This window comes from Elusimicrobiota bacterium, assembly GCA_041658405.1.
Taxonomy (GTDB): domain Bacteria; phylum Elusimicrobiota; class UBA5214; order JBBAAG01; family JBBAAG01; genus JBBAAG01.
This window is the reverse complement of the sequence record JBBAAG010000002.1, coordinates 108,330-129,875: the sequence shown is the minus strand read 5'-3', so window position 1 is coordinate 129,875 and position 21,546 is coordinate 108,330. Positions and strand designations below refer to the sequence as shown.

At 41.9% G+C, this 21,546-nt stretch carries 9 protein-coding genes; 3 read left to right on the top strand and 6 right to left on the bottom strand.

The window, feature by feature from the left end; all coding sequences use genetic code 11:
• Positions 1–169: 169 nt before the first annotated feature.
• Positions 170–1,801: a tetratricopeptide repeat protein gene (locus WC955_01120; GenBank protein MFA5857647.1), complete on the top strand. Its 1,632-nt coding sequence runs from the start codon at positions 170–172 to the stop codon at positions 1,799–1,801.
• Between the two features lie 3 nt (positions 1,802–1,804).
• On the opposite strand, the gene WC955_01115 is transcribed toward WC955_01120, so the two are convergent.
• The 4 genes from WC955_01115 to WC955_01100 form a co-directional block, all read right to left on the bottom strand.
• A complete protein-coding gene (locus tag WC955_01115) occupies positions 1,805–3,697 on the bottom strand; it encodes a tetratricopeptide repeat protein (GenBank protein ID MFA5857646.1) in 1,893 nt (630 codons plus the stop codon).
• Between the two features lie 5 nt (positions 3,698–3,702).
• Positions 3,703–10,602 (bottom strand): FG-GAP-like repeat-containing protein, encoded by a 6,900-nt coding sequence (locus tag WC955_01110; protein ID MFA5857645.1) that lies wholly within the window; start codon positions 10,600–10,602, stop codon positions 3,703–3,705.
• Positions 10,603–11,325 carry an Ig-like domain-containing protein gene (locus WC955_01105; protein MFA5857644.1) on the bottom strand — a complete coding sequence of 241 codons (723 nt, stop codon included), beginning with the start codon at positions 11,323–11,325 and terminating at the stop codon, positions 10,603–10,605.
• Between the two features lie 104 nt (positions 11,326–11,429).
• The gene (locus tag WC955_01100) at positions 11,430–13,832 is read right to left on the bottom strand and encodes a tetratricopeptide repeat protein (protein MFA5857643.1); all 2,403 of its coding nucleotides are present in this window, start codon (positions 13,830–13,832) and stop codon (positions 11,430–11,432) included.
• Between the two features lie 59 nt (positions 13,833–13,891).
• Between WC955_01100 and WC955_01095 the strand changes: the two genes are divergently transcribed.
• Positions 13,892–15,511 (top strand): tetratricopeptide repeat protein, encoded by a 1,620-nt coding sequence (locus tag WC955_01095; protein MFA5857642.1) that lies wholly within the window; start codon positions 13,892–13,894, stop codon positions 15,509–15,511.
• Complete coding sequence (locus tag WC955_01090; protein ID MFA5857641.1) at positions 15,498–17,297, top strand: hypothetical protein; 1,800 nt, start codon at positions 15,498–15,500, stop codon at positions 17,295–17,297. The genes WC955_01095 and WC955_01090 overlap by 14 nt, the downstream gene beginning before the upstream one ends.
• Here WC955_01090 and WC955_01085 read toward each other — a convergent pair.
• Together WC955_01085 and WC955_01080 are read right to left on the bottom strand one after the other, a co-directional pair.
• Positions 17,245–19,248: a tetratricopeptide repeat protein gene (locus WC955_01085; protein ID MFA5857640.1), complete on the bottom strand. Its 2,004-nt coding sequence runs from the start codon at positions 19,246–19,248 to the stop codon at positions 17,245–17,247. The two genes, WC955_01090 and WC955_01085, sit on opposite strands and share 53 nt — an antisense overlap.
• Positions 19,245–21,536 carry a tetratricopeptide repeat protein gene (locus WC955_01080; protein MFA5857639.1) on the bottom strand — a complete coding sequence of 764 codons (2,292 nt, stop codon included), beginning with the start codon at positions 21,534–21,536 and terminating at the stop codon, positions 19,245–19,247. Before WC955_01080 ends, WC955_01085 begins: the two co-directional genes overlap by 4 nt.
• Positions 21,537–21,546: the final 10 nt, after the last annotated feature.

Sequence of the window (21,546 nt, the reverse complement as noted above, 5' to 3'; positions counted from 1 at the left end):
CTCATAAACTTGAAGCGTTGGTATTAAGAGGGAATGCTTATTACCAACTAAAGAAATACCAAAACGCGATTGACGACTATAATGAAGCAATAAAACAGGACCCAAACTACGAACTTCTATATTCAAGCCGCGCAGCGGCATATTCAAAAATCAGGGAAAAACACCCTGAATGATTAAAAAACACGTATTCCCATTACTTTTAATCATAGCTCTATGTTTTATAGTTCTCTCACCGAGTTTGAATAACAAGTTCACAAATTTTGATGATGACTTGCTTATTACTGAAAACATGGCGATACGAACATGTTCGTTTAATACCATAAAGTATATATTTACGAATCCCATTAATTTTGAATACAGGCCTATAACATACATACTCTATACCGTGCAATACAAGTTTTTCGGGTTAAATCCGCGGGGCTATCACGCAGTAAGCCTTATACTGCACCTATTGAATACAGCATTAATATTCATCTTTGCCATGGTCCTTACAAAACACTATTTTATCGCTATTTTCACAAGTATTATTTTTGGAATACACCCGTTGCAGGTACAGTCCGTCGCGTGGATTGCCGGGCAGGATGACTTGGTATACACTACATTTTATTTACTGACATTAATTTACTACTCAACACAAAAACGTGTAGGGAACCGTATCTACCATCTTTTTTGTTATACACTATTTTCATTAGCGTTACTCTCCAAACCATTAGCTGTTACAATACCTTTCGCACTGGTTTTGATAGACTTTTATAGCGAAGGAAAACTTGCGGTTAAACAGTTAATCAATAAAATACCGTTTATCATAATCGCACTGGCTTGGGCTGGATTTACAATAAATATTTTGAATAACAGCTATTTAACCCAGGATTTTGTCAATATTTACAAACGAATAATGGATCTAATCCTCACTGCTTACGAACTATGCTTGTATTCCCTAAAAATAATATTACCCGTAAAACTCGCATGCGTATATCCCACTCCATCGGCTTCATCCTTACCGGTTGTACTATCGGTTATTATATTCCCACTAATTGTATATACACTTTACAGAATCGCAAAGAAAGACAGGCTAATTATTTTTGGCACATTATTCGCAGGAATAACCATTCTGCCGGTCTTACACTTCTTTGTAAATCACGCGATGTCTGACCATAGAGTATACCTGCCAATGCTTGGAATATCGCTGATAATCTCAAAACTATTGATAAACTTACAGGGGTTTCTGAACAAATCCGTTTACAACCACCTGGGTACCGTAACAGTTATTACATTCTGCGTGTTGATCACAACAACATCCTCGTTTCTGTCAAACAGCAGGACAAAAGTGTGGTTCAACAGCTACTCTTTATGGAACACAACATTAAAAGATTATCCCGGATACGCGCTGGCTTTAACGTTTCGCGGATACGCATATTATTATGACGGCCAATATGACAAAGCTTTACGTGACTACAACGAATCATTGTCAATAATGGTGCATACCCGCACATTAATGGACCGCGGCGCGGTATATTATGCAATAGGAGAATATGAAGCAGCAATTGCAGATTTTTCGTTGTCAATAAACTCGTCTATGTACAAATTCAAAGCGCTTTTATTGAGAGGAAACACTTATTATAAAATGAAAAAATACCAGAACGCTATCGATGACTATACTGAAACAATTAAACTTAATCCCAGCTACGGCCCTGCATACTTAAACCGTGCGACGGTATATTCAGAAACCGGTAATAAAGACCTTGCGACTGCCGATTTTCTGCAAGCCAGGATTCTGGGGTATACAAACACTCAAAAATAGCGGTTACTTAACATACTTTTTTTGAGAGAGCTCTACCAGCGACTCTCTTGCCATCTGCAGGTTTGGATTATATTTTAATGCCAGTTTAAATTCCTGTGCAGCAGCAACGTATTGTTTCCGCTGAAACAATATTTCGCCCATATCGTTATGAACATTCGCCGACATTGGATTTTGTTCTATTGCAAGATAAATAGTTTTTAACGCTTTTTCTGTATCTCCCATTTTAGTATATACCGCCGCCATCCTATGAAACAATCCCGAGACACGCCTGCTGTACTGGTTTTTGGATAAACTCAGGTAAATATTCAGGGCTTCCGGATACTTCCCCATTTCCTCCAATATTTTACCTTTAACAAACAAAACCCTGAAATCATTTGGCGCCTGCTTAAGCCAGGTATCTACTGTTTCCAGTGCCTGGCCATACTTTTTCCCCCTTGCGAATGACAACGCAAGTTCTTCCCGCAAATATGTGTTAAAAGGATACCTGCTTATTCCTTCGATCAAAACATTTTGCTGGGTTTCATATTTTTTTAGGCCTTTATAAAATTCTGAGAATGAACCGTATGTAATCTCGTTTTGTTCTTTCGTATTTATTGCCTGAACAAACAATTGTTCTGCTTTATCATATTCTTTCCGGTTAGCACAAACAACTGCCATATTATGCTGCGCTGACCCGGACCAGGGAGACTGATTATATGAAACCGTATAAAAACTATCGGATACGTTCCAAGTATCTGTCCTATACTCTAATAACACAGAATACCATATAACTAAAACACCTGCAGCACCCAGCAATATTCTATTGTCTGATTTACAATATTTTGTTACTACCCAAGCCAAACAAAAACAAAAGGGTATACTTGTCAGGTACAAATACCGTTCTCCAAAAGGATAGTTTATCACCGGAATAATATTCATCGCCGGTAATAGCGTAATACCCCATACAAACAATACAAACCCTATGGGTTTTCGTTTTATCAATGACCATATAGCATAAACCGTTAACACTAAAAAAACCAGCATCCCTGAAATTAAGCGTAAATCAAATAAATTTTCAAATACCGGTATTTTGTGGAATAATGCAAGATTCACCGGCGCAATAAGTAATTGAATATACAACAAATGAATATACATCATACTCGCGATATTACTCCACAAACCACCTCCCACGTATTGAGTTCCATAGGGAACATACATAAACCCGAAACGTATCAGCAGATAAAACATTGTTGGCATTAAATAATACTCTGCCAAACGGGTACAGGTTTTTGAAACGCTGTTATTTGAACAAATAATTCTTTCATACACAAAAACCAGGGGTAAGTATATCAATGCCGTTTCTTTTGAAAATAGCGCAAGGGTATAACCGAGAATCGACAACAATTTTTTTGTAGTGGCATACTTCCCGTTTTGTTCAAGTAAATACAAGTAAAATGCCAACAATACAAACAGCGCCACAATAATATTATCATTATTCGAGATACACAGTACCGCTTCACTATTCACAGGATGGATGATAAACAGCAATGCCGTGATAAACGCCGGCTGTACCGACTTTGTTAATTGCAAAACTATAAGAAAGATCAGCCATCCTACCATTAAATGAAGCGCCGGGTTAAGCAAGCGATGCCCGTAAATATTTCTTCCCCATATAAGAAAATTAACAAAATATGATAACGTAACTACAGGGCGGTAACTCCGTTCATGAGTTGCGGTAAAGTATTGTGAACCAAGCAATATTTTGAGATTCCCCGGATTTGAGTATAAAGATTCTTTATCATAATAAAAAAAAGCATCATCCCAAACAAACGGATTGTCAATAGTGTGGCCATAAAGAAGAATTGTAGCGAGTAACAGCAAGCCAAACAGTGAATACTTCGTTTTAGGCGATATCATCTCTATTAATTTGACTCTTCAGCCTGAATAATCAATTGTATTGTTTGTATTTCTTCATTAATCACCCCTAGCGGAGTGTATAGCTTGAACCACAAACTACGCGACAATCCGGGATAAACATGATAACCTTTAACATCCGCATCATCGCTATCATACGCGATGTTTGTGGCAGACGCAGGTTTGGGTGTCAGAAGCACATTATCATCAGTTGCCTCACTAAAATACTCGCTTGCCGGCTGTGCATCGTAATACGAAAACACTCCTTTGATTGCAAAAATATTACCCGCAGGCGTGTTACTTACATCCCAAACAGTATTTGCTCCGCCTGCAGTTCCTGTAACAACGTTTATACTATATGTCTGATACACAGTCCCTAAGTGGTTAACAGTAATAGTGCTGGTAGTCTGCTTAACTTCGCCGGGAGATAAGGTCTCAAAGTTGAACATATTATCAGTATTAGGAATATCTATCGCTATGATCACAACCTGTGCCCACGCGGAAGCAGCGTTTGATAATGGCGACCAGTTACCCACGCTATCGCGGTACCACATCCTAATCCAGTACGTTGAGTTTTCTACTAAATTGTTCAGTAGGTAATCAGCTTCTGTGTTCATTGCAATAGGGCCGGTGCTGACTACCACCTGAGCATTTGCCTTCTGTGCATCCCACCAGCTATCCGTAGGGTCTTCATAAACATCCGGTGATGAAAAGGAGGAGTACATAATATAATAACTACTCCCGGCGATAAGGTCTATGGTTCCGAAATTATCACCCGGAACTGTCCATGTAAGCTCAATAGTTCTACCCAGAGCGCCGGTTAATGCTGACAATGTATTCACAGCTGCAGGAGAGTCAGCGTCATAGTATAACGTTGTTGCGCGTATATCCGATGCTGAACCTCCGGCATTATCAGTTTTTAAAGTCATATGGTACGTTACAAGTGAAGTCAACGGATGTCCGTCGATATCATTTGTAGTTATCCCGGCAAGCGACGTAGTCTGCTGTGTTAGCGTTGCAAGATTGATATCCATATCAGTCAACCTGTAATAATGCGGGGAATAATAATCGGTTGTATTATCGTTCGGTAATGCGTCAAACCTTACCGTATCAAATACACCCCCGCTGCTGTCCCCGCCAAGCGTAAACTTTATCGTAAATGTCCGGGATAAGTACTGGTCATTTACCGGCATTGCAAGAGTATTTGAGAACCCGGCATCCGTATTTTTCCCGCCTTCATTACTCGGGTTTATCGTAGTAAAATCATTTGCGTCATTATCCGTATCCGTCCCGTCGGTAACACGGCCGATTGACCGTGGTGCAGCAAGATTACCGCTGGTGTATGTTGGATACGTATTAACATTCGCGCCGGTATAGTTCATATACCCTGTATCATACCCGACATCTGTATGCCACCACTGCACGCGGTCAACTGCCTGCCCGGAAGCGTTCTCAAGTACCACAAAATCCCCCGCCGCATCAAGGCCGGCCCCGGCATTGTTTGACATACAAAAATCCCAGGTATAATAGTCAGTTGATTCTTCTGTTAACTCATTGGTATCCGAACTAGAAAAACTAGAATAATTCCGTGAGTTAAACCCGCTGGTATCAATCCCTGCAGTAAAACGCAGCGGGCGCCAGTACGGGTCGGTACTTGCAACTCCGCGTTTATTCCTTAATGAATAATTCGTCAATACTTCACTGGCAGAAGCGTTATTTGATTTAAACTCCACAAATTCGTCATTGAGTAGCCCGTACCGCACTTCATTAATTTTTATGTTGTTACTAACAGAATTTACAAGATTGCATGTCGGAGTGGGGTCGCGTTCAAAATACGTATTTCCATCGGATATACGCGCGAACGAGATTGGCTTATTAGCGTCGTCTGTATACAAACTGGGATACTGTAGGGTACTTACGAAATTATTAAACTGATCAATAATCCTTACCATCCCGCTGGTAACCTGCATATCGTACCAGGACGAGGTTGTTACTACAGTGTTATAACTCAACGCCGTACCGTTTTCAATAGCCCAGATATCGTAATAAATATTATTAGCCATAGTATCTAACGTCCCGGAAGTGTACTTAACTTTCCATCCTGAGAGGTCTATCGTATTACCAAACCTGGAATACAACTCCACCCAGTTGACATTAGCTCCGCCGGAAGGAAATATTTCGTTTACCATAACCAACCCTTCCGGTTGAGCGTAGGTAGAGGTTGAGTTTGACATATCCGACCAATACCCTCGCTTGTCACTGGTTTTCATCCTGAAGTAGTAAGTCGCACCCGGTACCAGGCATGTTATGTAACACATCTGATTGGCATAAGGTTCCGTCGTGGTTGCTATGTACAAAGTATACGTCGGTGACGGAGGCGAGTCCCAGTTTGTTATCTCACCGGTATTAGAATACTTGATTAGATATCTCCCGTCAGTAAGTGTATCATTCCACCCGTTATCCCCCGGTGCTACCCAGGAAAGCGAAACATACCCTGATGCCCATGCTTGTGTAACACCCAGAGTTGTAACAGCTGCGGGACACTGGCTGCTGACCACCATTACGGATGACGACCACGCACTGGCCTTCAACCCGCTATCTATTGTCTGCACACGGTAATAGTACGACGTATCCGCCTGTACGTCTTTTAACAGCAATACCTGATTATCACTCCCGGGCCGTCTCGGGCGAAGGTAGTTACCCATAAGATTATTCGCGTAATAACTTGGCACAAACTGGTTCACAGTTTCCGCGGTATCCGACCCAGCGCTTATGTTGTAATACAACCCATCCGCATCTGTGGTTTCCGTATCACTGCCGTTGGGGAAGGTAAACGTAATCGCATGTGTTACTGTAGAGTAGATCAACACAAAACTCGCTGCTGCAGGCGCAGTTGGTATTGTATTTGGCGAAGAACCCAATCCTGTATCCGCAAGAGTGTTTTCATAAACCCGGGTAATATTTGTCAGTGCGGGCGACTCATAAGACCTCCCAGCGACGATAAAGTCAAGATCTCCGTCGTTATCCGCTTCGATGAACCCAACCGTTCCATACCTCACCGCGCTATATGAAAGGTCATCGGCAAATATTGTAAACCCGCTCCCCGTATTTTCGTAAATCTTCAACATCATTGTCGTTCCGACATAGCCGGTATATACAATATCAAGATCACCGTCACGGTCAATATCCCCAAACGCTGTGTGCCCATGGTATCCTGCGGTAAATGATACCCCGGAATCCGTGAATGGCGCAGCGGCATTGTTTTGGTTTCGGTAGAGTTTTATACTAGCTTCTGAACCTGTATAACCCATCACTAAAATGTCCATATACCCGTCATTATCATAATCCCCTGATGCGATATCGCACCATTTTACCCCGGTAAGTTCCTGTACTTCAGTAAATGAACTTCCCTCATTGCGGTAAACACCGGTATACGGCGTAAACGAAGTATCATTCCCGGCAACAATGAGGTCAAGGTCGCCGTCGTTATCATAATCCAAAAACCTTGCGCAGCTGTTATCCCCGACGGATGAAATATTAACGCTATACGAACTGTCGTAAGTAAACATCCCAGCGGTATTTTTATAGAGCTTTGTAGTGGCATACAAATTAGCATTTGAAGTCCCTGTCCCGGTGACTACCAGATCCTGCCATCCGTCATTGTTATAATCCCCGACATCAATACTTCCATAGGCAGTTGCAGTAATTTCAGTTACTGCCGCACCGTCTGCGTTAAACATTTCATCTCCGCTATCATACTTCATAAGTTCTGCTACTAATACTGAGCCGGTATATCCTATATTCATCAAATCCTGATCCCCGTCATTATCGTAGTCAAGCCATTTCATCTGGCCGGCATTTAATGCAGATAATTCTGCAAAAAAACCAAACGACGCACCCGCATTATTTTTGTAAACATACGTGTACCGCTCAGGAGCAGCTGATTGCGAAGAGCCGCTTACTGCGAAATCCTGATACCCGTCATTATTAAAATCCGCAACTGCCAAAGCGGAGAACGCAAACTGTTTATCCATATCCTGCCCCCGGGTAAAGTAGCCGGCATAGGAATTAGCCTCATTCGAATTTATACTTACATTCCCATGCGCATCCACCGTCCATATATGCGCGTAATACTTTGTTGCATCGGGGCAGAGATTCCCGATGTAATACGCCTGAGCCTCATCCGGCGTGGCTGTAGTGGTGATAGCAACTGTATAATCCGCAAAGGACCATGAATACGCAGGATCTGTTGACACTTTTATCCTGAAAACACCATTTGTAAGAGTTCCTGTTTCATCATCTTCACCTGGTGATGACCAGGTTAGTTTTAACTGATCTGCGCGTGAAGCAACGAGGTCGGCAACAGGGCCGGGTTCTGTGAAATCGCCGCAGTAAAATCCGGCATACACATATTTTACAGGCGACCCTCCTCCTTCGTTGAGGACAGAAATCCCGCCGGGTTCACCCAATGCGTAGTACACCGTCGCGTCGTTAGTAAGATCCTGATCGAATTGCATATATCCCGCCTGCGCGAAGACATCACAAAAAATTTCGTAATTCCCGGAAGTATCCTCCATTTTAGGCACACCGCCATAGTAGTATCCGTAGTTATACGGCCCGAAGTATCCCTGAGTACTGCTCGCATTATCGCTGTTATACGGTTTCAGGTGCAGGTAATACGTTCCTTCCCCCGCAGTGGAGGTCGATATACCTAATGTTGAAGCGCTCCACATTTCTTCCGACCCGGTAAACGTATAACTCGTATTCTGCGATACCTTATAACGATAATAGTATGTTCCTTTTGTCCCTGTATCATTATTTGACCCAAAACCTATAGCGTTAGTAAAAACAAATATGGCGTCAGGGTATGGAACACCGGTCTGCCGGCTATTAGTTTCAGTAACATTTGCGGGCTGCGGGTATGTATATTTTGCAGCGGTGGAAGAATACGACGTTGCCGTACCGTCACCGTTCTTCGCATCTACTGACACTGTATACTGCCTGTTGGCAGTAAGCCCGGAAACGTTAATTGTTCCCCACACAGACTTTGTCTGATACACCGCCGACGCGCCTAAAGTCTTTGCTGACTGCACATACTCAGTCCCTCCGGAATGCACAACTTTTATAGAAAACGTTGTGTTTGTCGGATTACTATTTTCGTTTATTACTACATTGATAGACGTCGAAGATACTGCGGTAACCGTCGGTGCGCTTGGCGTATTGCAGAGAGTATACTTATACGTAGGCGACGGTGCGGTGTAGGAAGAATCCTTATTATCACCATTACGGGTCCATACTCGATAATAATGTATAGTATTGGGTGATAATCCTGTATCATCGTAATACGCATTCGCGGAATTAGTTTCTGCGGACCAGCTTGTACCGGTTATTGAATGCGAGGTGTAATACACCACCGCAGAATCATTACTGTTGGTAGTCCATGAAAAATATATGCTTGACACTGTAATGGTCCCCCAGGTAATCGTCCCCGGCGGGTTGGGTAGTGTATACTTATACGCCGGTGTCGGCGTTGCATAAGAAGTATAGGTGCCATCCCCGTTTTTTGCACAAACTTTATAATAATACTTTTTCCCCGGGGTGAGTGATGAATGCGTTAAGTAGGTATTAGTAGTTTCACCCGCAAGTAACCACGAAGCACCGTCATTTGAATACTCCAGCCGGTAAGTCGTCCCCGCAGCATTCCCGTTAGCATTCCAGGACATATAAATACTTGTTGTCGTAATAGTCCCCCAGGTAAGACTTGTCGGTGCGGCAAGGCATAATGTGTACTTTGAAACTTCCGCGCTGTAAACATACGCCCCGCCGTAATTAAATTTCCCTGACGGCGCGTCTCCGATTGCCTGGAATGTATACATTGTATTCGCCGATAATCCTGTCACCACCTTATCACCCCAGGTAGCGTCTGTCTGCCACACAGCGCTGGCACCCAGTGTCCCGTTGGATTGAACGTAATACGTACTTGCCCCGACGGTAACTTTTATTGCGTAGATCATAACCGCAGCATTACTTCCCGGGGCAATGTTGACATTCAAACTTGATGACGTAAGTGTTGTATCCCCAACCGTCGGCGTTCCCGGCGTGCCTGTAATAAGGACATTACTAACTTCATCTTCATATGCCCAACCGGAAAGGTTAGCGTATGTATTACTCGAATCATGCCAGTTACGGGTACGTACGGCAATCTTATACTCCTGCCCTACCACCAAACTTGACAACGTACCGGAAACAACATTATGATCGACATACGCATTGTGATAAGTCCAAGCTGACCACGTACCGCCCGGGGTACGGTTCACTACAGCCACATCATACCTTGCGTCATACGTCCCGGCAGTCCATGACCAGGTCGCAGCGGTTGTTCCTTCGGTATACGCGCTTACATTGGGTGAAGCCGGTGCGCCGGGGTTTATTAAAATCATACGGAAACAGTCAGCTGCTGTGCCTAGAGCAGACCCGTCACCGCTACCGGAAATCCTGAGAATCGCGGATGTTGCTGTTTGGAATACGTTTTCTTGTAGCACCCACTGTGTCGTGTTTTGGCTTTCTGTAGAGTAATACCACGACCCGCTATAAATCCCGACATTCGCAGAGTAAGTGCTGTCAGAACGGTTATAACAGTACCAATAGTAAAGATAATACGCTGATGCGTCCACTCCTATATGAAACCCGCGGACATCAGCCCCATTACTTGCCCAGCCCTGATTAAAATCGTCGTATGCCCAATCGTATGCAGGATCGATATGAGTCCATGTTCCCCCTTCATCCACCCCATCGTTAAGAGTTAACGTTAACGCAGCAAAACAAGGGGTGAGCGGTATCATACAAAATATCAGGATTAAGAAAAACGGTATTAATCTTTTTTGTAGTCTTCCGTTTTTGTGTGGCATCTATCTTTTTCCCCGCGTATTAAATGACCATTTATGCATTGCTTTCATCCTGTTTTTGGTGTTGCTCCATACACCGTCTGAAGATATTACAACCGAATACTTTTCATTGTCATCCAGAGGAAATTTGAAATCTATCCGGATACTCTCAACCGCTTCGGTTAATGCGATGTTATCCAGATTTGTTTCCACCTCATTATTCCTGCGGCCGTATACTTTAATAAAATCGTTGTCAATCCATACCGGCTGATTGAATGTTAATTCCAGATACTGATTATCGGTTGACATTTCGTCTAAATACAAAGTACTCTTATCTGAGGGGTATATCCCCAGTATTTGCAACGGAAATTCTTTAACTGTACGGAACTTAAACGTATACGGCGTAAGTACCTGGCCGTTGATATCCATAATTTTGTCGGTAAGAGTAATCTCGTATTCAGTATCATACTCCGCCTTTATGGGTAATAAAAGCATTGTACGCATAGGCATCGGTATTTTTTTTAATTTTGGCATATACGCGGACGCTGCTTTACCGTTGATTGACACTCGGGATGGTAAAAGGCTGTTTATGTCAATCTCAGTATCCGTATTAATTACAATATTCAATTCTACCGGAACATCAACACTTCCATTAGCAGGCATTGTGTTAACAACTTCAAATCCATGAACAACAGTGCTGAATAACAGCAAAGCTATTGACAGACAACATAGTTGTTTTATAGTCATACATAACCCTCTTCAATATCTACACTTTAACTTTACATTTCAAATATGTAGGCCTACTATATTAATATACATAAAAGCCCTTTTTGTCAAGTATAAAAGCAATATTAGTTTTTCTCCAAAGCCGGATGCAATTCAACCGCTCTTTTGTAATACATTTTAGATTCCTCCCGCTTACCGATTTTGCTGTAAATTATGTACAAATTATGCCAAGCACGCCAGAATTCCGGATATTTTGCTATACACTCTTTCAATACGCTAACTGCTTTCTGACGATTGCCTGATTCAAACAATAGAATTCCGTAATCACTAAGTATTTCGGGGGTAGTATACCCTGCCTGAATCGCTTTTTCAAAATAGGCTAATGCAGCAGAATGGTTACCGGATAATACCATAGTTGTCCCCAACCCGTAAAATACCCGTCCGTGTTTGGGGTTAAAAATTTTTTCAAACTTCTTTTTTGCTAAACCTATCTTTTGTTGAGATAAGTACAAGAATCCGAGGTTAGTACTAATATCTTCATCCCGCGGTAATTGAGTTTCAAGTGCGTTGTACTGTTCAATTGCTTTTATGATCTCATTTTTTTTGACGTATAATTCAGCTAATGAAGTCCGCGCATCAATCGCGCGGTTATTTTTTTCTAATGCCAGTTCATACATCCTTTCCGCGAGAATTACGTCTCCTTCTTTCTCAACCAACTGCCCAAAAAATAAGTATGCCGCATAGTATGAAGGCTCAATTTGTTTTGCGGTATTGAAACACCGCATCGCATCATCACGCCGGCCTAGATATGCGTACACATTGCCGAGTTCAGCCCATCCTTCGTATAGTTTAGGATGTACGTCAAGTATTTGCGTATACACATCCACTGCTTCAGCATAGTATCCCAGAATACAGAACAACTGTGCTACAGCAACTGCCTTGGAGGGTATACGGTTTTTTGCCGCAGTATCAGGCAGGGATTCCATAACCGCAAGTTTTTGTTTTCCCAAAAAGTAAAAACTATCTTTTATGGGGATAGAATTTACTTCCGCGATTTTTTCATCCACAAAAACTATTGAATTTGAATCTATGAACGCCACCCTCCACCCGTTTTTCCGCCAAAGGTAGGACACAAGCGTTTTTGTGCTTAAGTCAGAATAATCTAAAACCACAGTATTAATCCCATACTTTTTTTCTGTTATATCATAATTTTCGTGATACCTCAGTGTTTCAGTGTAGTCCCCAAAAAAATCTGCAATGCTCATAGTACAACGCCCGTCAATAAACACCTTTGTTTTTGGAAACAGCCGCCACATCAAGTACCCTCCTGATGTAAAATCATTAAACATCCGGATATCAGATTTCATGTTTTTAACAAACTCCGCTGCGTTTGACATAAAATGCTCTTTTTTTATACCTAACCCGAACTCGCGGATATCACGTTGCGAATAATAGTACTTGTTAGTAACAACCATACCCCCAAAAATTCCCGAGCATATAATAAATGCTGCAATAATAATGTTTTTATACAGTTTACCGATTTTGTTTTCAAAACTCAGCACTACAGCCGGTAGGTTGTCAATACTTATAACCATCGCAAAAAAACAAAACAGTGCAATATTGCGGATAGATATTATCGATAATACCAGCAATGGGATATATAGCACAACCTGTACAACCTTGCGTTTATTTGGGAAAAACAACAATAGCGCTGAAATGATTATCATCACTTTATATTCCCAGAATTTCGCGGAAAATACCGGGAATAACATAAATGCGGAATTAAATTCTATAACATACTGTTTAAACACTGCATTACCGGTAATTGCCAGGATTGACAGAAGATCAAGGGGTATCAGCCAAATTCTCCATAAAAAAGGGTTTAACATACTTGCAACTGTCAATGCAATAAACATCACCCCGAATTCAACCGTCGTGATAACACCTGTGATCTTCTCCTTCTTCTTAAATAACGAATCAATAAAATATGCGAACGAAACTGCGAGGCCTAATACAAAGTATCCGTGGATATTCGACCATAGAGCCTGTAACAAAACCAGCAGTATTCCGCAGGGTAGCACTGTGCGTTTGTCAATAACGCGAAATATGTATAGATAAACAGCAAAGAACAGGTACGAAACCACTTCAGGCCTGGGTGTTATACGAAAAGATACCGCTATGATTGTTAATATAAACAAAATCGCTGAAATATACCCGCGCTTACTTTTTTCTGTTGTAATAAAGAAAAAATATAATCCCAGCAATCCGGTTAAGATTGAAAGAACCAGCAACCCGTTTATCCCGGCTGCCTGATGAATAAGATATGATGCCAGGTCATATGCCCAGCTATAATCTATCCACCGCAGTGTTTGACAAGTATACCTGCCCAACAGAGTAGACGGAAGCGCGTGGTTTGCATAAATATACTCACCTAACTTCAGCCTCCACCAGATATCGGGATCCGCAAGTTTTGTGGTAAAAAGAATCGCTGCGAGGATAAACAATACAGCGTAAACAAGTTTTTTCATGACAATATTTTATCATTTAATTAATAAAACAATAATGTATTAATGTAAAATTGTATTGTATGAAAACATCAAAAATAACAGTTTTGAGCGTTATAACACTTTTTGCCGTAATAACACTATCTTTATCTCCGGTGTTCCGCAACGAATTTGTCAACCTGGACGATTATTCAGTAATTGTGGAAAACAAGGATATCCACTCACTATCGTGGAAGAACATTTCAACCGTCCTCACTAAACCTTTGGGCGGCGAGTACCGCCCGTTAACATACTTATCCTATATGCTGCAGTACAAACTATTTGGCCCGCAGCCCGCAGGATTTCATGTTACGAGTTTGTTACTGCATTTAATAAACGTTCTATTAGTTTTATTACTCGCGAACCTTGTTTTCCCGGATACACTCACTGCGTTTTTCGCTGCAGCACTGTTTGGCCTGCATCCTTTAGCGTCGCATACTGTAGCATGGGCAGCCGGGCAGGATGATTTGCTATACACCATGTTTTACCTACTATCTATTTTATCATATATAAAATACAAAACTATTAAAATGAACCGCGCGTTTGTTTATACAAACATATTTTTCGTCCTATCATTACTATCAAAACCTCTGGCTATAACGCTGCCGGCAGTCCTACTGGCGATAGATTTTTATTATGACAAACGTATAACCCTAATAAACGTACGGGAAAAATGGTTTATGCTTACCGCATCAGTGTTTGGTTCGCTATTTACAGCAGCAACGATGGATATCTACAAATTTGACACGCCCTCTGCTACGTTTTTGCTGAATAAACTAATATATTCCGCGTATGAAATTGTGATACTGATTTCCGGTTATGTATCACCCTGGGTGATCACGTGTATGCCCGAACCTCCTGTCAATTCCTACACAAAACATTTCATCACAGTAATAACGTTACTTTCATTACTCTTTATTTTGATCTATACTGCCCGGAAAAAAACCATACTTTTTCTTTTTTACACATTATTTGTATTAACTTTTATCCCGTTACTGCGGTTATTCACGAACGCCACTATGTACCACCGTATGTACTTACCGTCGATAGGATTATCCCTGTTTTTTACCGGAATTATTAATGTTATAGACAAAAAGTATTATTTATTAAGAAATACGGGATTCATTTTTCTGTTATCAGTATTAGCATTAATGTCGTTTCAACATACTAAAATATGGAGAAATAGTTTAACCTTGTGGAGCCACCAGCTACAACGATATCCAGAATCAGCTCTAGGCTATACATACCGCGGGTACGCGTATTTCAAAACTGACAATTACCCTGCAGCATTACAGGATTATGACAAATCAATAGGACTTTATCCTCTGCAACGCACATATTTTTACCGCGGATTGCTATACTTCAATATGCGCGAATACAAATCAGCCGTCAACGATTTCACTGAAATCATTGACTTAAAATACCCAAACTCATATAAAGCTTTGGTTTATCGGGGTATATCCTTTTATTATTTAGGGAAATACCAAAACACGGTATCCGACCTCAGCACCGCAATATTTTTTCAGCCAAACTTTGCTAACTTGTACTATAACCGCTCAAGAGCCTATGCTGCGCTTGGGATGAAAGATGCGGAACAAAAGGATATATTAACAGCGCAAAGGATTGGGCCTTCAACTGAATCTGGAGCATATGATGAAAAATAAAACGTATATTATCGGTGCTATACTGATACTTATCGCAATACTTTCTTTTATTCCGGTAATACAAAACCTGAAGATGATATTCTTGAATGACGACTTTTTGCAATTAGCCACCAGGCACTATATCATCCGGGATAATATAATAACCCACCACGAATTACCGTTAAGGACACACTTTTTTGGCGGCGGATTTCCTTCAATCAGCGACCCGGAAGATCCGGTATTCAGCCCGTCGTTATGGCTAACCCTTGTATTCGGCGAAATTGCTGGATTAAAAGTATTAGCATTCCTGCTATTATTAACCGGCGCAGTGTTTGGGTACGCACTAGCACGTAAAATATACGGGTATACCGTATCCGCAGCGTTTATAACAACGGCAGTACTAACTTTCTCCGCATGGTTTCCCATACGTTTTGTCGGGGGTAACGTTAACGAACTATATTATTTTCTAACTCCTGCAATCCTCTACTTTTTTGAATCCTGGGTACAATACGGCAAAAACAGGTACTTAATCCCTGCTGTACTGCTTATTGGAATAACAGCGGCTGACGGCGAACTCGTATTTCCGTGCATAATAATATTTGTTGTTGTATACAGCATCCTCCGCGGTATCGGCATGCGTGATGTAGGCCACTACCCAAGAAAAGCAGTGATCCTCACGGTGTTTGTATTTCTGGTAGCTGCAGTAAAGATACTGCTGGTTTTTGAACTATTCAATGCCAAGGGTTCGGTATTACATCCCACAATCGATATGCACGAGAAGATGTATTCTGCTCAAACAATACACGCAATGGAAATACCAAGTTTAATAAACATTTTCCGTTGGGACGAAGGAGAAGGGGAGCAGACAGAAAATCTTTCCTATCATATCGGCTTAACACCTTTTTTGTTGCTCATATTCTCTGTAGTCCGCGTGTTCCGTAAAAACATTTTCTGGCTATGCATAACCGCCCTGTTTTTGTGGATAAGCGCAGCGTATACCGCGCCGGTTGATATTTTTCGTATACTCTGGCAATTACCGTGGTTTAACACGATAAACGCACCGGCAAAGTATTTTAATTACTTCATAGTATTCTGCCTGGCATACATCATTGGCAATGGGATCAACGAAGTATCCGCACTTATGTCCAAACACGGAAGATTATACTTCGCGTTTATCGCTTTAATTTCAATCCTCACATTTATACCGCTACTAAAAATTACCTATGACGGCTACCATTCAATAAATTATTCTGACCCGCCTGTGAGAGATGTGGTACCGGATGAATTTTGTAATGCGCAACTCATGCACTCGCGCGATAATATTTATATGTACTTCAACACCCTGAAAAACCGCGGGACGTTAAACTGGTATGGCGCTATTAAACTGGGAGAATACGCAATACCAAAAATGTTTATTGAATATTCCGATACTGATGTAGATAAACAACTAAACCCTTCCTACCGCGGGGAAGCATTTTTTTTGAATCCGGAAGATGGAATGATACTCAACGGTAATACGGCTACGGTAACAAAGATTAGTGCGAACCAAATAACCGTAACCGCAGAAGCGCGAACACCCGGGCTTTTGGTACTCAACCACAACTACCATAAGTACTGGAAGTGTTCTCAATATGAGATAACAAATACCGGCGGCCTTATCGGCATAAACCTAACCGCGCCAGGGAATTACAGAATACAGCTAGGCTATAAACACCGCTACTTATTATGGTACCTGCTTATAAGCCTTGCGGGCCTTACGGGCTTACTGTACTACGGCCTGTTTTTTTTAATTCGTAAACCGCATTAAGCGCTTGATACGCGGAAGGCATATACGGCGTGCCCTTAGTTGCGCGGATAAACATTTTCTCGGCAGTATCATAATCCTTTTCCTGCGCAGCAATACATCCAAGATTATAAAAAGTATAGCTATACCCAGGATTAACTTTCCCTGCCCTGGTTAACACCTTTTTTGCTGATGAATAATTGTTTTGTTCAGCATATATAGCACCGAGATTGGCAAGAAGTTCATACTTACGCGGGTTAATTCTTAACGCCGCGAGCGCAACTTTTTCAGCAAGTACGTACTCCCCGAGGTTATAGCACAGGTCGAACACCTGGCGGTATTCAACCACAGTATCCACAACCCCTAACTTACGCAATAAACTGTTACGCTCTAAACGCCGCTCAACGGCCTTACCGTCGACAAGAGTACCGGCTACTGCTGAGATGAGCGCAGAATTCCCTTTTTCTCCCTTGTTCCTGCGGGTAAAGATTATACCGGTATAGTCCAGGAATACCGCTGTCCATCCATCACTGTCCCATAAGTACCTCACCAACTTTTCATTCCCCGGGATTTTGTAGTCAATAACCGCGGTATTGACCCCATAACTTTTGGAAACCCTGTCAAATTCCACAGGGGATTGTTGTATACCGAAATACCGGTTTAACACTTTAGCGGTATCTTCCGCAGTAAAATCCATCCTCCCATCAAGAAATACAGTGTACTCCGGAACAATACTCCATAACAAGTACCCGCCGGTATTATAGTCATTATACACCCGCCCGGGCAGCTTTTGTGTTTTTACAGCCTCACATGCATGGGTAAGAAAAAAATATGGCTTTACCCCAAGCCCGAACCCCGCAACGTCGTCGTATAACCTCCGCGTGAGAAACAGCCATGAAACAGTTATCGACGTAATAATCACAATACAGCACACGCACTTACCTATAATACCCGGAACAATACTGTCCTTACTAACATTATTATTTATTATCACCGCCGCGATTAACGCAAAAATGCCGGTATTCCTCATATATTTAAGTGAAAGCACAAAAAACATGAGGAACAGCAGGAGATTAACAATACTGACCCTGCGGCGGGTAAAGAAAAAACTTGCCACCCCTGCAATTGCAAGGGTTTTGTATGCAATAACAAAAAGGTCACCGCTGAACATTTTTGACCACGGAGACATTAGTTCACTAACAGTTTCAGGCACAACTTTTCCGTTACCGAGTATGATTGAGAAATAACTTAAGAACGTTTCATAAATTCTTACGCCGTACGGGTTGAGCATAACGATTAATGCGGACGCAATAAAAATAGAGGTAAACACAACGATGCTCCGCGTATCAGTTTCAGTGTCATACCCGCTAAATTTAACAACCTTTTGCACAACTGCTGAAAACAGGTATATCCCGGCAATAATTATGCCGATAGCGTAAAACGGGTGCACGTTTGCCCATACCATTTCAATCACCGGCACTGCTGCCAGAAAATACACTTTATTCCCGGTTAACTCTTTTCGGCGGTAGGATTCAAGGATATACCAAAACAGTGTGATAAACAAAAACGATACAGCCTCCGGCCGCGGCTGCAGCCTCACACTACCGGCTATCACCGCGAGTAAAAGTATTAACGTTGTATACCATTGTATCCCGCCATAGAATTTTATGAGCAACAAAAGTATGAGTAGGAAGGATGAAAGTATCACCGTTATCTTAAGCACCTGCACAGCAGGTATTCCGGCAACTTTATACGCAGCATATGCGCACACGTCGAATATCCATCCGATATTAATCCATTCCTGGCTTGGAAGAGCGTAATTAAACTCCGCGGCGGTGGGTAAACTTTTGTGGTTAACAATATACTCCCCGGTTTTCAGGTGCCACCATATATCGAGGTCAACCACGCGTGAACACGCAAGCACCCCGAGTAATATAAATACTGAAAGTATTGAAAGTACGGTGGGACGAGTCAACGTGATCCGCCTCCTATTTTAGCGGATAACTCGTCGATAAATTCCTGTTCGATACTATACCCCCGTGACTGAAGAAACAACGCGTCTTTCAGCGCTTCCGGAAACCGCCCAAGATGATAATTAGCAAACGCACGGTTTTGGTATAAACTCAAATCTTCGGGGTCAAGCTTCACGGCTTTATCATAATCCTCGAACGCATTATTAAACTTCCGTTGTTCAAAATAACAATTCCCGCGGTTTTTGTACGCATCCACTAATCCCGGCTCTATCACTAACGCTTCAGTGAAATAATCAATGGCTTCCGGATACTTCCTGGTTTGATAATTCATTAAGCCGATATTGTAATAAGACTCATAAAGCCCGGGAGCTAATTTTTCAGCCTTCCGGAAATCATGTAACGCTTTATCATATTGTTTTAACATAGAGTACGCCGCACCGCGGCGGTTATACGTCCTCGCGGTTTCTGAAAACCGCAGGACCGTGGTATAATCTTTTATTGCAGCCTCGTATTCTCTAAGGTCAAGAAATGCATCCCCTCTATTTGCGTAGGATTCATAATAATCCCCGCGGTATTTAATCGCCTCTGTAAATTCACGGACTGCATCCTGTAACCTATTAAATTTGAGGTACAACTTCCCGCGGTTATAGTACGCCGGTGCAAAGGTTGGGTCAAGTTTAATGGTTTGCTCATAATCCCGGAATGCTAACTCAAACTTCCCGAGTTCCTGATAGGCAGCACCGCGGTTCGCATACCCTTCCGCCGCTTTTTCATTAAGTTCAATCGCTTTTGTATAATCCTGCACTGCAAGGCCGTATTCACCTTTTTCAAACATTACCACCCCGTGATTGTTGTATGCAATAGCGTTTACTTCCTGCGGGGACTGCGTTTTCTTTGTATTACCTATATTCTTGTTGCTGCTACTCTGCACTGGGCCAGAAAACTGTGCAGCAATAGCGGTTAATTCCGCCATTTTCTCGCAGTCCGCTGCGGCTTTATCAAACTCACCTACTGAGAGGTACGCCTGTGCGCGGTTACTATACCCCAACGCTAACCTCGGATTTTTTTCTAACGCGTCATTCCACAGAGTTAAACTATCCTTCCATACTTTAACGCGTTCATTCGTTAAATACGTAAATGTAACAGTAACTGCGGTTATCAGTACCACCACAACCATGTTCTTAAGTTTATTCACCCAGGACATACGGTAGCTTACCCCCAGGGTTATCCAGCTTATAAGTTCACCCACAAGATATGCTACACCCAGTAATGATAGGTACAACCTATGATCCGATGTGGGACGCCCCGTGGTAAGTTTTAGTACCGGCAAAATTGCCATCAAAAAAAATGCGCTGCCGAATATAACTTTTTTTGTAAACTTACCGGTAAACCCAATACCCAAAAGAATAGCGAAAACCAGGAACACCGAAAAATACTGCCCCCCTGCGGGTTTATAATCCTGATAAAAACAGGAAAGGTCATTAGGATAAAATATTTTGTTAAAATAAAACACAAAATCGTCAAACGTACCCACAACATTACGCGAGAAGTTGTAACGCATAAGTTTTTCACGGGGTACTTCGTAGGACAACTGCGCAACAACGGCTAATACCCCGACAGCAATACCACCGAGGATAAACGGCACTTTTTCAAGCAGCACATTTCTGGTAAACTTCCGCCCGTAGAAATAGTCAATCAAAAACATGATCAACGGTACCGTAACCGCCAATGTTTTAGAAAATAATGATACAAAAAACATTATCAACGACAGGAAATAAAATTTTGTATCCTTACCACCGGTATCGATGTATCTCAGGTAAAATATCAGGGATAATAAATAAAATAATGTGTACAGCACATCATCCCGCCCTGCGATCCACGCGACAGCCTGTACCTGCACGGGATGCAGTGCAAATATTAATGCAGCAATACCGGCGGTGATAATGTTTTTATTGGTAAGACGATAAATAAACACAAACGCAAGGATACAGTTCAGTAAGTGCAGCAATAAACTCGTGAGATGATACAGCCAGGGTTGGAGTTTAACAAAAAAGTATTCCACCGCAAAGGAAAGGTATAACAACGGGCGGTATTCGTAGTTACAGAAAGTAGTAAATATTTTTATAATATTCCCGGGAGCCAAACTCTTAGTCAACGGGTTGTCGGTTACCAACACGTTATCGTCCCAGTTGGTAAACCCGTTATTCAGTACCGGTAAATACGCAAGTGCTGTTACGCATACCAGTACCCCGAGAAATATGTTTACACCATATTTATTTAACCACTTCATGGTTACTTAT